Raw genomic sequence first — 14,688 nt, forward strand, 5'->3', positions numbered from 1 at the left:
CAAGCCGATAAATGATAAAGCACGATCTCATTTACTGAACGGCTTCTGGTAATTTTGCTGGATCATCAGCCAACTCTTTAACATTTACAACGTTATTCCAATCAAATACCTTAATTTCCTGTTTTTCAGGATGGAAGAAATCCACGCCTTGTAAATGTTTTTCCTTAATTCCCATCCAATCAGCAAAACCATAAACAAAATTAAATGCCGATTGTGGCGTTTTTATTTTTTCTAGCTTTTTACTATCACTCGAAAACATAACGAAAGGAATTTCATAATTTTGTTTATAAAGATTATTTGGATGCAATGATAAACCTTCAGAATCCTCATAATGAGCAAGCCCATGATCAGAAAAGTAAATCACCGAATAGGGTTCATTTTGCGATACTAACTGCGAATTTAATTTTTCTAAAAACTGATCCGTATATTTAATCGATTCTAAATAACAAGACATAGATTGATTAATAAAATAATTTTTAACCTCGTACGGAAGACGCTCACAAAAGGCTGGATGTGAGCCCATTAAATGAATCACAATTAATTTTGGATTCGTAATATTTTCTTTTAAGGCTTTATCTAATACAGGCAACATTTCATCGTCATAAACTTTTTTAGAATTGTAACCTAACGGCTTCATAAAAACCGTTTCATCCGCACTTTGACCAATACGAGAGGCCATCGTATCAAATTCCCCAATTTTGCCTTGATTAGAAATCCAATAAGTTTTTACGCCCGCTTTTTTGGCTAAAGAAATAATATTATCCGTATAAACCGTTTCCCCTTTTTCTGCTCGATATAGGGTGTGTTGTAAAGACGGTTGCGTATTCGGTGCTGCAGAATAATAATTTTCAAAAACTGTGCCTTTCACACGCTCTAAAAATGGCGTGGTTTTCAGTGGAAAGCCATATAACGACATATAATCTTTTCGCATACTTTCACCAATAATTAAAATATAATTTTTATATTTTGGCGTAAAAGATTGAATATCCCATTGAGACGGCGCATTAACGGATTGATTTAGAAAATCTCGTTGTTCTAAATACAGATCATTCATTCGATCAAATTCAGAATAAAAAAGAACTGGATAAAAACGGAATTTATAGGCGTAGTTCCAATTAGAAAATTGATTGTAAGAAAACACTAATAATAGACTGATAACAGCAATATTTAGCCATTTAAATGCTTGTTGTTTAACATAAAAACTTAATTTCATTAAAGCAACAAATAAAATGATATAACTAACTTGAAATAAAAATATCCAAAAAGGAATGGTCGTGTAATATTCCAAGGTTTCATTAATATTCGTTTCATAAACAGAAGCGATAATCCCCAAAGATGGAATTCCATAGAAAAAACCAGCAGAGCAATAAAATAGCGCACTGAGGAATAATACAGTAATTAATATTCGCCCAAGCCAAGGGGTAAAATAAAAAGAAATCGCCGTGATAACAAATAAAATTGCGTAATCTGAAACGGGAATATTCTCACTTAATACATTGCCTAATCCCATATTGGTAAATATGGAAAAGAGAAACAATAAAAAATAAAACCATATTGTTTTAGAATGAATTATTTCTTTCCCAAACATCATTAACTTCCTTTTGCACAAAAGTAAAAAAGTGCGGTGAAATTTACCGCACTTTTGAGCAAAATTTATCTCAAATTATCATTTAACCTGTTATTGTTGCACTTCATCATCTTGATTGATGAAAGAGTCATTTACCTCAATTTTTGCTCTCTCACGTAATCCTTGTATTAACTGAAGTTGTAATTCAGATTGATGACTACGCAATAATTGCATACCAAATTGCGACAATTCTTTTTCACTTAAACTGCCTTGTTCAACCTTATTCAAGGCAACAACAACCACATCGCCATTTGAATTATGCACCACTTGATAAAGAGCTTTACTTGATTCAGGTTTAGCAATTGAAAATATACCATTTGTTAAAATAGGATCTTTATTTTCACTTAACGTAAAAGTCTGCTCACTTGAGAAATTAATGCCATCTATTTTTGATTCAGGGTTTTCACTTAATTTTTTCACTGCTTGTTGTGCTTTTTCATTAAGTACATTCTCAGCTTTCTGACGTTTTAAGAAAGTTTCAATATCTATTTTAGCCTCTTCTAAACTTTTTACGCCCTCTGCTTTGCGATCCAACACACGTACAATAATTGTGTGATAATCGCCTACATTAATTGGTTCAGAATTCATACCAACATTCGTAGTATCTGATTCAAATATTGTGTAAATAACATTAGGGAAATTTAATCCAGCAGGCACATTTTGACGAGAAAAATAATCGCTCTCTTGAACCTTAACACCTGCTGCTTGTGCTGCAGTATTAAGAGACTTACTGTCTTCAAAAGCCTTATCACTCGCTTGTTTTTCTAAAGAAAAATAACGACTCTCCATCAAAGATTTACGAACTAAATCTGCAATTTGAGCTTTCACATTCTCCAAACTTTGCGCTTTACGTTCTTGCACTAACACAATATGGTAATTGCCGTCTACATTGATTGGTTGGCTATATTGCCCTACCTGCAATGCAGCTGCGGCATCTTCAAAGGCTTTTGGTAATTCATTCGCATTTACCCAGCCTAAATCCCCGCCATTCTCGCCAGAAATTTTATCCAAAGATTTCGTTTTAGCGACATCAGCGAAATTTGCCCCTTTCTGTAATTCCTCGTAAGCCACTTTCGCATCTTGTTCATTTGCAAATTGAATATGTGCTAAACGCTGAGTCATAAATTGTGCTTTATTATCTTGATAATATTGTGCAATTTCTATATCTGTAACTTGAAGATTTTTACTTATGTTATCTGCAGAAAGATCAATATACTGAACTTTAACCTGCTCTGGCTGAACAAAAGATTTTTGATTAGCTTCATAATAAGTTTTGATTTCATCATCAGAGACTGATTGTTTTGCCATTTCATCTGCAAGAGATAAAGTTGCTAAACGAGCTAAACGCTTTTGAAAGAAAATTTCTGCACTATTTTTTACTTGAGCAGGAACAATAAATTCACTGTTAGCAACGCCATTTTGTATTTGTTCAAGAGGTAACGAAGCACGTAAAATTGAAGCGTAACCATCTGACGTTAAATGATTTTGTTGTAATATTCGTTGATAAACAGAATTATCAAATTTACCCTTTACTTGAAAATTAGGATCAGTCACGATTGCACGTTTAATCATTTCATCACTCACGCCTAATTTTAATTCTTTAACATATTGGCGAAGTAATTCTTGATCAATCATTAGATTAACGATGTTTTGACGAAGTGCGGTAACAAATTCAGGAGAATCTGACTGACCCATAAACGCCTCTCCCTCACGTTGTGCGCGTATTTCAAATTCTTGATTATAGCGATTTAAAAAATCTTGTTGAGAAATCACTTCGCCGTTCACTTTTGCCGCATAAGTATCATTTGAGCTAAAAAGATAGCCAGACATTCCACCAACTAAAAACGATACAGTAATCAAACCTAAGATAAATTTAGAAATCTTTGAGTTTGTTAAATTGTGCATTTTTTCAATTAACATTCTATAACCCTTGTTATAAATATAAAAATTTTCCCGATTATAATCTAAACGTAAAAAATTAGCATCTTAAAAAGTGAAAACACCTAGTTCGTAAAGCAAGCTAATACTAATTTCTGTCAACAAGACCCTACCAAATATTGCCGCTTTTGATTTGAATTTTTGCCCAAGAAAATGACCGCACTTTATCCTTCCTATTTTCCAATGCAGAAAGAACTAAAAATACTGCCGAGTAAATCATCGGATGTGAATTGACCCGTAATTTCACTTAAATAGCTTTGAACTAAACGTAATTCTTCCGCTAAAAGTTCCCCCGCGTGAAATTCAGTAAGTTGAACCAAACCGATTTGTAAATGCTCTGCGGCTTTATCCAGCGCATCTAAATGACGACGACGAGCTAAAAATCCCCCTTCGATACCTGTTTGAAAACCCATTGCTTGTTTCAAATGCTCACGTAAAAGTTTTACACCATCATGCGTTTGAGCAGAAAGACTAATAATTTGATAACCGCCCTCTTCGCTTTCACTTGCTTGTTCGCCATTTAAATCAATTTTGTTTCTAACAATAGTAACTGGCAAGGTTGAGGGTAATTTTGCTAAAAATTCTGACCGCACTTTGGTTAAATCTACACTTTCAGGATCGCTACTATCTAACATCAAAATAATTCGATCGGCTTGCTCAATCTCTGTCCAAGCGCGAGAAATGCCAATACGTTCTACTTCATCGGTTGCATCTCGAAGACCTGCGGTATCAATAATATGCAATGGCATACCGTCAATATGAATATGCTCACGCAATACATCACGGGTTGTACCTGCAATATCCGTGACGATAGCTGCTTCGCGACCAGCAAGTGCATTAAGCAAACTCGATTTACCTGCATTCGGGCGACCGGCAATCACGACTTTCATCCCCTCACGTAAAATAGAACCTTGTTTAGCTTCAGCGCGAACATCTTCCAACTGATTTATAATACCGCGTAAATTTGCTTCAATTTTTCCATCTGCCAAGAAATCAATTTCCTCATCAGGAAAATCAATGCTTGCTTCCACATAGGTACGTAAATAAATCACAGAATCAACCAATTCATTTACTTTTTTAGAAAACTCGCCTTGTAATGATTTTAATGCTGAGCGTGCCGCTTGTTCTGATGTTGCATCAATTAAATCTGCAATGGCCTCTGCTTGAGCAAGATCCAATTTATCATTCAAAAAAGCTTGTTCAGAAAACTCGCCTGGTCTCGCCAAACGGATTCCGTCAATTTGTAAAATACGTTTGAGTAATAAATCTAATACAACCTGCCCACCGTGACCTTGCAATTCCAATACATCTTCACCAGTAAATGAATTTGGCGATTTGAAATAAAGCGCAATCCCTTGATCTAAAATAGTGCCATCAGCATCTTTAAAAGGAAGATAATCTGCCATTCTTGGCTTAGGGCATTTACCTAATATAGCTTGAGCAACTTCTGTTGCTAAAGGTCCAGAGACTCTTAAAATCCCAATACCACCACGACCTGGCGCAGTAGCTTGAGCAACGATTGTTTCTTTCATAAAAAACCTATTATTGTCTGGGTAGATATGTTTCCTTGGGTAGGTACACTACTACCTAGGGTAGGTATACCCTAGGTTTATCCTAGTGCTACCCCTTTGGGGTAGAGCTTGACGTTCCCCAAAGGGGAACTACTATTACTATAATCAACCGTGGGTATACCTACCCACGGTTGATTGCCTAGGGTTGGTACACTACTACCTAGGGTAGGTATACCCTAGGTTTATCCTAGTGCTACCCCTTTGGGGTAGAGCTTGACGTTCCCCAAAGGGGAACTATTATTACTATAATTAACCGTGGGTATACTTACCCACGGTTGATTGCTTAGGGTAGGTATACTACTACCTAGGGTAGGTATACCCTAGGTTTATCCTAGTGCTACCCCTTTGGGGTAGAGCTTGACGTTCCCCAGAGGGGAACTATTATTACTATAATTAACCGTGGGTATACTTACCCACGGTTGATTGCTTAGGGTAAGTACACTACGACCTAGGGTAAATATACCCTAGGTTTATCCTAGTGCTACCCCTTTGGGGTAGAGCTTGACGTTCCCCAAAGGGGAACTACTATTACTATAATTAACCGTGGGTATACTTACCCACGGTTGATTGCCTAGGGTAGGTACACACTACCTAGGGTAGGTATACCCACGGCAGTAAAATAAAGAAAGGCACATTCTGTGCCTTTCTTTTTGCCTGTTCGTGACTATTTCTTACGAGAATGCAACCCTTTTTTCTCTAAACCACGATAAATTAATTGCTGTTGGGCGATTGTAATTAAGTTGGAAACTAACCAATACAACACTAAACCTGCAGGGAACCACAAGAAAAAGAACATAAAAACTAATGGCATAAAATTCATTACTTTTTGTTGTGTTGGGTCAGTTACTGGTGTTGGAGACATTTTTTGCAACAAGAACATTGAGATACCCATTAAAATAGGGAGAATGTAATAAGGATCTTGTGCCGATAAGTCTTGGATCCAACCAAAGAATGGTGCATGACGTAATTCAACGGCTTCTAAGAACGTCCAGTATAATGCGATAAAAATTGGCATTTGAAGAAGAATTGGCAAACAACCACCAAGTGGATTTACTTTTTCCTCTTTATAAAGCTTCATCATTTCTTGGCTCATACGTTGGCGATCATCTCCAAAACGTTCACGCATTTCTTGCATTTTCGGTTGCAAAATACGCATTTTAGCCATTGAAGTATATTGTGCTTTTGTAAGAGGATACAAAATTGCTTTCACTACAATTGTTACACAGATAATCGCTAAACCCCAGTTAGATACAATCCCTTGAATAAAGGTTAATAACCAGAATAACGGTTTAGCAATAAACCAAGCCCAGCCATAATCAACGGTTAAATCTAAATTATTTGCGACAGTTGCCATTTGATTTTGAAGTTTAGGGCCAGTCCACAATGAACTTGTAATCGTCTCTTGGCTACCAGCAGGAATAGTGACAACAGGACCACGATAACCAATTGATGCAACATTATTTTTACTATCTGTAATTGTATAAAGTTGATTATTTACATCTTGATTTGGGATCCATGCAGAAACGAAATAATGTTGTAACACCGCAACCCAACCAGCTTTAGTATCAATAGAAAGATTATTATCTTGCATATCAGCAAAACTATATTTTTTATAGTTAGTGTCTGAAGAAGAATATGCACCGCCAGTATAAGTAGGCATTGCAACATTACCAGAGCTTTCAACAATAGAATGCTTCAATTGACCATAAGGCTCAACTTCAATGGCTTGACCACTTTGGTTATCAATCTTGTAATCTACGCCTAAATCGTAGCTACCACGTTTTAACACAAAGATTTTTTGATAAGTTACGCCATCTTTTTCAAAAAGAAGCGGTACAGAAAGAGATTCTTGACCCTCTGCTAATTTAAAATTATCGCCTTCAATTTGATATTGCGCACGACCAGAACGAGTATCAATACCGTTTTTACCAATTAAACCACTTTGCGCAATATAAATATGCTCTTTAGTATCTTTTAATAATTCAAACGGTGTTTTTGAATCCAATTCTGCATCATATTTTAATAATTCAGAGCTAATTACATCGCCACCCAATGTATCAATTTTCAAACGGAACACATCGTTTTCAAGAGTAATAATACGACCACGCATTTGAGAATCTGCTATGGCTTGTGAATTAGAAGGGGAACTTGCCGGAACGTCAGAAGTGGCAGTCATTGAAGTTGTTTGTTCAGTTTGCACAGGTGGATTTTTATCCAACTGCCATTGCTGATAAACAAGGAAAGAAATAAAAATCAGTGCAAGCACTAATAGGCTACGTCTTGAGTCCATTATTTTTTCTCATCATTATTATTGGTTTTTGGTGGAACAGGATCGAATCCACCTGCGTTTAAAGGATGGCATTTTAATACACGTTTCAGCGTAAGCCAACCACCTTTTAATAATCCGTGTGTTTTTAATGCTTCAATACCATAGCAAGAACAAGTAGGTACAAACCGACAACGAGCCCCAATAAACGGACTAATCATAATTTGATAAAGACGGATAATCTTAATTAAGATTTTTGTGCCAAGCGAATGTGTCTCTGCCATAATTTTTCGAGTATTTGTGCAAATGTGCTATTGTCGAGTTTTCCAATACCATTTTTAGCTACAAAAACAAAATCATAAGCAGGCAAGCGATGCTGTGATAAACGAAAACTTTCTCGTACTAAGCGTTTAATTCGATTACGCTCGTGGGCGCGTTTTAAATGTTTTTTAGCAACGGTCAAACCTAAACGCGGATGTTCAAGATTATTTTTTCTAGCAAGGATTGTAATTTCGGGAGTACTAGCTCTGAATGGCTGTTCGAAAACATTTTTGAATTGAATGGGAGTTAATAAACGTAACTCCCTTGAAAAGTTCAGCTTAATCACTAAGAATTGTGATTATGCAGATAAACTTTTACGACCTTTAGCACGGCGACGCGCTAAAACTTGACGGCCATTTTTAGTTGCCATACGAGCACGGAAACCGTGAGTACGACTACGTTTTAATACAGAAGGTTGAAATGTACGTTTCATTTTAATTTACCTAAATACAATTAAGAGTGAATAAAACAGGACGCAATTCTAGTCATAAAATGCGCGTTCGTCAAATAAGAAACGGAAATTTTTTAAAAAATTTCAAACTAATATTAAAAATATAGTGTATGCACATTTGACAATGTTAGAGATAACTCAACAGTTAGTTTACAACTTTTCAGCCTTAAAATGTTTTTCCAATTTCGAGATAAATTCTATTTTTATCATAACGATAAAAAGCATGATTACTAGTGGATTTTTGATAATCCCACGATAATTTGGGTGTTAGCCCCATAAAATGTATATTTCGATGCCATAAAGTAATTGTGGTTGTGTATTCGCGATTTTTTTGCTGTATACCAATAAAATCTTTCTCTTTGTACACTCGATTAGCATAACTAAAAGTAAAACGTGATGAAATACCATAAGGCCAATCCTGCCCCCAACCAAGTCTCAATGTCTTTTGTTGATAAGCATTATCTAATGCTTGTGTATTTTCTCTATGAAAATCCATGCCAACAAACCAAAATTGGGTGCTTTTAGGTAAATAAAATAATGTTGATGAAACGAAATAATAATTACCATCTAAATGTTTTCGGATTTTATAACGAGATTCTCCATACTCAAGTGCGGTAGAAATTTGCCAAGTTTTACTTAGCCAATCTATCATTTCTAAACGAATACCTAGTTTATCCGCATATTGCTTCATTGTATTCGTTCCAGAGCTACCGCCTGCATACCAGCGTTTTTCTTTAAAAGGAATCAACGAGACTTCAACTGAGGCAGTTTGATAGCCTAAACCACCACCTATACGCAAAGTAGCCTCATTGTATTTTTTATTATCCCAATAATATTTTCCATTCCCATTAAACATAGTTTTACTAAAAAAATGATCTGCCCACGGCCATTTTTTTTCTACTGATAAAGAATACCCTACCCCCTTCCCACTTTCTTTTTCCCAAGCGGTCCAATTACCAATTTTTGTGCCACTTTTTGGAGCGTTATTCAAATTATCATCATTTAAAAAATTTAATCCTACTTGCCATATCCATTGATTCCGCTGATTTAGTGTTAAAAGATACTGATCAATAACACCTAAAAATTTTTCATCATCTACCTCTGTACGTAATTTTTCAAATTGAATTTTGGCAGCTTCATTTTCATAGTTAAAAAATAGAGCTTGAGCTAATTGATAACGTAAAGGTAGTAAAGATGCGTCTCGAGCGAATAATTCACGATAATAAGCAATAGATTGAGTTAAATCACCTTGTTCACGAGCTTCAATAGCCTTTGCCCAAGTTAGTAAGAAATTATCTTGTTGAGGAAATTGTTTATATAGTGGTAATAACAGTTGAACTGCCTGAGTGTTATTTTGATATAAAGCAAGAATTAACCCACGCAAAACAAGTCTTGGATGGTGCGCTAATTGGCTTTTGGAAAGAGAAATAATATGCCTATTTGGTATTTCTTTCTTAGTCATAGAGGAAAAAGAGGAGGTTTTTAATTCCGCACTTTGAATTGTATTTGTCAATATATCATTTTTAGGACGTGCAACTTCTGCCCAAGCTACATTTGTTAATGATAAGCCTATTAATGATAAGAGAGAAAGTTGTTTTACGCCATTTTTCATATTTTATCCATTGAACTTAAAAAATTCTAAGTTGACATTATTACAAAAAAAAAATGATAATGCGAATGGTTATTAATTTTGTATAAGGATATAATTCTATGAAATCTGTACCTCTTATCTCTGGTGGACTTTCCCTTTTATTAAGTGCTTGTAGCGGGGGAGGTGGCTCTTTTGATGTAGATAACGTCTCTAGCCATTCCTCTTCTAGCAGATCGCGCTATCAAGATAATACTTCAAATTCAAGAACAAAATCGAATTTAGACAAGCTATCTATTCCCTCTTTAGGAGGGGGAATGAAGTTAGTTGCGCAAAATATACATCCTAACGCAAGCGGAGAACCAAGCTTATTGAATGATTATGTTGTTTTAACAGAGCTTTCCTCAATAAGAAAGGATATTGAAAGCAACAATAAAAACGGGGATACCCCAATTGGCTCAATTGAGGAACCTAATGCAGCATTACAAGGTTCCAATTCACAAAAATATGTTTATTCTGGGTTGTATTATATCGATAGTTGGCGTGATTTTTCGAAAAGCGGAGAGAAAAAAGCTTATGCTGGCTATTATGGTTATGCATTTTATTATGGTAATAAGACTGCAACAGACTTGCCAGTAAGCGGTGTAGCAAAGTACGAAGGGACTTGGAGCTTTATCACAGCAACTGAAAAGGGCAAAAGTTATTCTTTGTTAAGTAATAATAACCGACAAGCTTATTCCAGACGTAGTGCAATTCCAGCAGACATTGATTTAGAAAACGGTGACACGGGATTAACTAGTGAATTTACTGTGAATTTTGGTACGAAAAAGCTCACTGGAAAACTTTATTATAATTTACGTCAAACAAATCTTAATAAATCACAAGATACAAAACATAAACTCTATGATATTAATGCCGATATTTATAGTAATAGATTCAGAGGTAAAGTAAATCCTGCTCAAAAAAATTCTCAAGAACATCCCTTTACCAGCGAAGGAGTCTTAGAAGGTGGTTTTTACGGGCCTAAAGGTGAAGAATTAGGAGGAAAGTTTTTAGCTGACAATAAACGAGTTTTTGGGGTATTTAGTGCCAAAGAAACTCCACAAACCCCAGAAAACAAAGAGTTATCCAGAGAAACCTTAATTGATGGCAAACTAACCACCTTTTCTACTAAAACAACCAATGCAACAGACTTTACAACCCAAGATATATCAAGTTTTGGTGAGGCAGATTATCTTTTAATTGATAATCATCCCATTCCTCTTTTACCTGAAAATAGTGGTGATTTTATTAGTAGTAAGCACCATAATGTGGGAAATAAAACCTATAAAGTAGAAGCATGTTGCAATAATCTAAGCTATGTAAAATTTGGTATGTATTATGAGAATAAGCCTATTACAGAAGAAGAAAAAGACAAAGAAAAACAAACGGTGGCAACGACCAACACTTATTATCAATTCTTATTAGGTCACCGTACTGTCAGCTCAGAAATCCCTAAAATGGGAAGTGCAAAATATCATGGTAGTTGGTTTGGTTATATTAGTGATGGTAAGACATCTTACTCAACTACTGGAGATAAACAGCGAGATAAAAGTGGTGTTTCTGATTTTGATGTTAATTTTGACAATAAAACATTAAAAGGGGAGTTAAAACGTGCAGACACGCAAAATACCGTATTTAGTATTGAGGCAACCTTCAACGGTGGCAATTCCTTTAAAGGTACAGCAACTGCAAAAGATTTAGTAATAGATGGTAAAAACAGTCAAACTCAAAATGCCAAAATTAATATTACAACTGACGTAAACGGGGCATTTTATGGACCTCATGCTTCTGAATTAGGAGGATACTTCACCTATAACGGAAAAAACACCGCAACTACAAATGCTGGAAATTCACCAACAGCCGCCTCATCGCCTAATTCAGAAAATGCTCGTGCGGCCGTTGTGTTTGGAGCTAAACAACAAGTAGAAACAACCAAATAATGGAATACTGAAATGACTAAACAATCCTATTTTCGCCTAAGTATTATTTCTTGTCTTTTAATTTCATGCTATGTAAAAGCAGAAACTCAAAGTATAAAAGATACAAAAGAAGCTATATCATTTGAAGTGGGCACTCAAAGTACAGAAGATTCAGAATTAGAAACTATCTCAGTCACTGCAGAAAAAATAAGAGATCGTAAAGATAATGAAGTAACTGGACTTGGCAAAATTATAAAAACTAGTGAAAGTATCAGCCGAGAACAGGTATTAAATATTCGTGATCTAACACGCTATGATCCAGGTATTTCAGTTGTAGAACAAGGTCGCGGTGCAAGTTCTGGATATTCTATTCGTGGTATGGACAGAAATAGAGTTGCTTTATTAGTAGATGGTTTGCCTCAAACGCAATCTTATGTAGTTCAAAGCCCTTTAGTTGCTCGTTCAGGATATTCTGGCACTGGTGCAATTAATGAAATTGAATATGAAAATGTAAAAGCAGTCGAAATAAGCAAAGGGGGCAGTTCTTCTGAGTATGGTAATGGGGCACTAGCTGGTTCTGTAACATTTCAAAGCAAATCAGCAGCCGATATCTTAGAGGGAGACAAATCATGGGGAATTCAAACTAAAAATGCTTATTCAAGCAAAAATAAAGGCTTTACCCATTCTTTAGCTGTAGCTGGAAAACAAGGGGGATTTGAAGGGGTCGCCATTTACACTCAACGAAATTCGGAGGAAACCCAAATCCATCCAGACGCATTAAAAGGCGTACAAAGTTATGATCGATTAATCGCCAAAACAGATAAATCCTCAGCATACTTTGTGATGCAAAATGAGTGTCTAAATGGTGATTATGACAAGTGTAAAACCTCACCCAAACCACCCGCAACTTTATCCTCCCAAAGAGAAACTGTAAGTGTTTCAGATTATACAGGGGCTAACCGTATCAAACCTAATCCAATGAAATATGAAAGCCAGTCTTGGTTTTTAAGAGGAGGTTATCATTTTTCTGAACAACACTATATCGGTGGTATTTTTGAATTAACACAACAAAAATTTGATATCCGTGATATGACATTTCCCGCTTATTTAAGCCCAACAGAAAGGCGTGATTTAAGCACTCCTTCTTTTTATCCCATGCAAGATTATGGTGCATACCAACGTATTGAAGATGGCCGAGGCGTTAAATATGCAAGTGGGCTTTATTTTGATGAACACCATAGAAAACAGCGTATAGGTATTGAATATATTTACGAAAATAAGAACAAAGTGGGAATCATTGACAAAGCAGTGTTAAGTGCTAATCAACAAAACATTATACTTGACAGTTATATGCAACATACACATTGCAGTCTTTATCCTAATCCAAGTAAAAATTGTCGCCCAACACTTGATAAACCTTATTCATACTATCATTCTGATAGAAATGTTTATAAAGAAAAACATAACATGCTGCAATTAGATTTAGAGAAAAAGATTAAACTGGATTGGTTTACTCAACAAATTGCTTTCAATCTTGGTTTTGATGACTTCACTTCAATGCTTCAGCACAAAGATTATTTAACTCGACGTGTTATCGCTACGGCAAGTAGTATTTCAGAGAAAGGTAAAATAAGAAATGGTTTCTCCTCAACCCCTTACTTATACCCGAAACCAAATCCATCTTTTGTAGGACAAGATTTTTGTAATTATCAAGGTAATTCCTCTAATTACAGAGACTGTAAAGTGCGGTTAATTAAAGGGAAAAATTATTATTTCGCAGCACGCAATAATATGGCATTAGGGAAATACGTTGATTTAGGAGTAGGTATTCGGTATGACGTATCTCGTACAAAAGCTAATGAATCAACTATTAGTGTTGGTAAATTTAAAAATTTCTCTTGGAATACTGGTATTGTCATAAAACCAACGGAATGGCTTGATCTTTCTTATCGCCTTTCTACTGGGTTTAGAAATCCTAGTTTTGCTGAAATGTATGGATGGCGGTATGGCGGCAATAATGCTGATGTTTATGTAGGTAAATTTAAGCCTGAAACATCTCGTAACCAAGAGTTTGGTCTCGCTCTAAAAGGGGATTTTGGTAATATTGAGATCAGTCATTTTAGTAATGCTTATCGAAATCTTATCGCCTTTGCTGAAGAACTTAGTAAAAATGGAACTACTGGAAAGGGCAATTATGGATATCATAATGCACAAAATGCAAAATTAGTTGGTATAAATATAACTGCGCAATTAGATTTTAATGGTTTATGGAAACGTATTCCCTACGGTTGGTATGCAACATTTGCTTATAACCGAGTAAAAGTTAAAGATCAAAAAATCAATGCTGGTTTAGCCTCCGTAAGCAGTTATTTATTTGATGCCATTCAGCCCAACCGCTATATCATTGGTTTAGGCTATGATCACCCAAGTAATATTTGGGGAATCAATACAATGTTTACTCAATCAAAAGCTAAATCACAAAATGAGTTAGTAGGACGACGGGCATTAGGTAGCAGTTCAAGGGATGTAAAATCAACAAAAAAACTTACTCGAGCATGGCATATTTTGGATATATCAGGTTATTACATGGTGAATAAAAGTATTTTGTTCCGATTAGGAGTATATAATTTATTAAACTATCGCTATGTCACTTGGGAAGCGGTGCGTCAAACAGCACAAGGTGCGGTCAATCAACATCAAAATGTTGGTAATTATACTCGCTATGCTGCCCCTGGGCGAAATTACACTTTAACATTAGAAATGAAATTCTAAATTAAAATGCGCTAGATGGACTAAATATGCTATATTTATACCCAAGCTGGCGCATTTCTTTTCTGTTCTATAATATAGTTAAATGAAAATCTAAACCTAGATTTTTTAGAAGATCTTTTCACGCATTTATTGTAAAATCTCCGACAATTTTTACCGCACTTTTCTCTATTACAAAAATAACAAGGATCCTTTT

Annotated in this window: 10 protein-coding genes; 2 read left to right on the forward strand and 8 right to left on the reverse strand. The window is 35.5% G+C overall.

What is annotated here, in order from left to right; translation table 11 throughout:
* Positions 1-31: 31 nt before the first annotated feature.
* The 8 genes from ACPT8O_RS08910 to ACPT8O_RS08945 form a co-directional block, all read right to left on the reverse strand.
* Complete coding sequence (locus tag ACPT8O_RS08910) at positions 32-1,591, reverse strand: phosphoethanolamine transferase (RefSeq protein WP_021034820.1); 1,560 nt, start codon at positions 1,589-1,591, stop codon at positions 32-34.
* An 87-nt stretch (positions 1,592-1,678) separates the two neighbouring features.
* Positions 1,679-3,547 (reverse strand): SurA N-terminal domain-containing protein, encoded by a 1,869-nt coding sequence (locus ACPT8O_RS08915; RefSeq protein ID WP_021034817.1) that lies wholly within the window; start codon positions 3,545-3,547, stop codon positions 1,679-1,681.
* A 191-nt stretch (positions 3,548-3,738) separates the two neighbouring features.
* Positions 3,739-5,097 carry a tRNA uridine-5-carboxymethylaminomethyl(34) synthesis GTPase MnmE gene (gene mnmE, locus ACPT8O_RS08920; protein WP_021034816.1) on the reverse strand — a complete coding sequence of 453 codons (1,359 nt, stop codon included), beginning with the start codon at positions 5,095-5,097 and terminating at the stop codon, positions 3,739-3,741.
* Positions 5,098-5,800: 703 nt separating this feature from the next.
* On the reverse strand, positions 5,801-7,426 hold the full coding sequence (gene yidC / locus ACPT8O_RS08925) for a membrane protein insertase YidC (protein ID WP_021034815.1): 1,626 nt from the start codon (positions 7,424-7,426) through the stop codon (positions 5,801-5,803).
* Positions 7,426-7,686 carry a membrane protein insertion efficiency factor YidD gene (gene yidD / locus ACPT8O_RS08930; protein WP_005647910.1) on the reverse strand — a complete coding sequence of 87 codons (261 nt, stop codon included), beginning with the start codon at positions 7,684-7,686 and terminating at the stop codon, positions 7,426-7,428. Before yidD ends, yidC begins: the two co-directional genes overlap by 1 nt.
* Positions 7,650-8,009 (reverse strand): ribonuclease P protein component, encoded by a 360-nt coding sequence (gene rnpA, locus ACPT8O_RS08935; protein WP_041175288.1) that lies wholly within the window; start codon positions 8,007-8,009, stop codon positions 7,650-7,652. Before rnpA ends, yidD begins: the two co-directional genes overlap by 37 nt.
* 12 nt (positions 8,010-8,021) lie before the next feature.
* Positions 8,022-8,156, reverse strand: a complete 135-nt coding sequence (gene rpmH, locus ACPT8O_RS08940; RefSeq protein WP_005539760.1) for a 50S ribosomal protein L34 — start codon at positions 8,154-8,156, stop codon at positions 8,022-8,024.
* A 184-nt stretch (positions 8,157-8,340) separates the two neighbouring features.
* The gene (locus tag ACPT8O_RS08945; protein WP_021034813.1) at positions 8,341-9,786 is read right to left on the reverse strand and encodes a surface lipoprotein assembly modifier; all 1,446 of its coding nucleotides are present in this window, start codon (positions 9,784-9,786) and stop codon (positions 8,341-8,343) included.
* Between the two features lie 98 nt (positions 9,787-9,884).
* Between ACPT8O_RS08945 and ACPT8O_RS08950 the strand changes: the two genes are divergently transcribed.
* Positions 9,885-11,744, forward strand: coding sequence for a transferrin-binding protein-like solute binding protein (locus ACPT8O_RS08950; protein ID WP_021034812.1), 1,860 nt, complete (start codon positions 9,885-9,887; stop codon positions 11,742-11,744).
* 12 nt (positions 11,745-11,756) lie between these two features.
* On the forward strand, positions 11,757-14,495 hold the full coding sequence (locus ACPT8O_RS08955) for a lactoferrin/transferrin family TonB-dependent receptor (protein WP_021034811.1): 2,739 nt from the start codon (positions 11,757-11,759) through the stop codon (positions 14,493-14,495).
* Positions 14,496-14,688: the final 193 nt, after the last annotated feature.

This window comes from Haemophilus sp. HN_Hi08, from assembly GCF_049824455.1.
In the GTDB taxonomy this organism is placed as follows: Bacteria; Pseudomonadota; Gammaproteobacteria; order Enterobacterales; family Pasteurellaceae; genus Haemophilus; species Haemophilus influenzae_D.

Bases quoted from the DNA above. Each gene is read 5' to 3' on its own strand.
- ACPT8O_RS08910 (WP_021034820.1), bottom strand. From the start codon at position 1,591: ATGATGTTTGGGAAAGAAATAATTCATTCTAAAACAATATGGTTTTAT.
- ACPT8O_RS08915 (WP_021034817.1), bottom strand. From the start codon at position 3,547: ATGTTAATTGAAAAAATGCACAATTTAACAAACTCAAAGATTTCTAAA.
- mnmE (WP_021034816.1), bottom strand. From the start codon at position 5,097: ATGAAAGAAACAATCGTTGCTCAAGCTACTGCGCCAGGTCGTGGTGGT.
- yidC (WP_021034815.1), bottom strand. From the start codon at position 7,426: ATGGACTCAAGACGTAGCCTATTAGTGCTTGCACTGATTTTTATTTCT.
- yidD (WP_005647910.1), bottom strand. From the start codon at position 7,686: ATGGCAGAGACACATTCGCTTGGCACAAAAATCTTAATTAAGATTATC.
- rpmH (WP_005539760.1), bottom strand. From the start codon at position 8,156: ATGAAACGTACATTTCAACCTTCTGTATTAAAACGTAGTCGTACTCAC.
- ACPT8O_RS08945 (WP_021034813.1), bottom strand. From the start codon at position 9,786: ATGAAAAATGGCGTAAAACAACTTTCTCTCTTATCATTAATAGGCTTA.
- ACPT8O_RS08950 (WP_021034812.1), top strand. From the start codon at position 9,885: ATGAAATCTGTACCTCTTATCTCTGGTGGACTTTCCCTTTTATTAAGT.
- ACPT8O_RS08955 (WP_021034811.1), top strand. From the start codon at position 11,757: ATGACTAAACAATCCTATTTTCGCCTAAGTATTATTTCTTGTCTTTTA.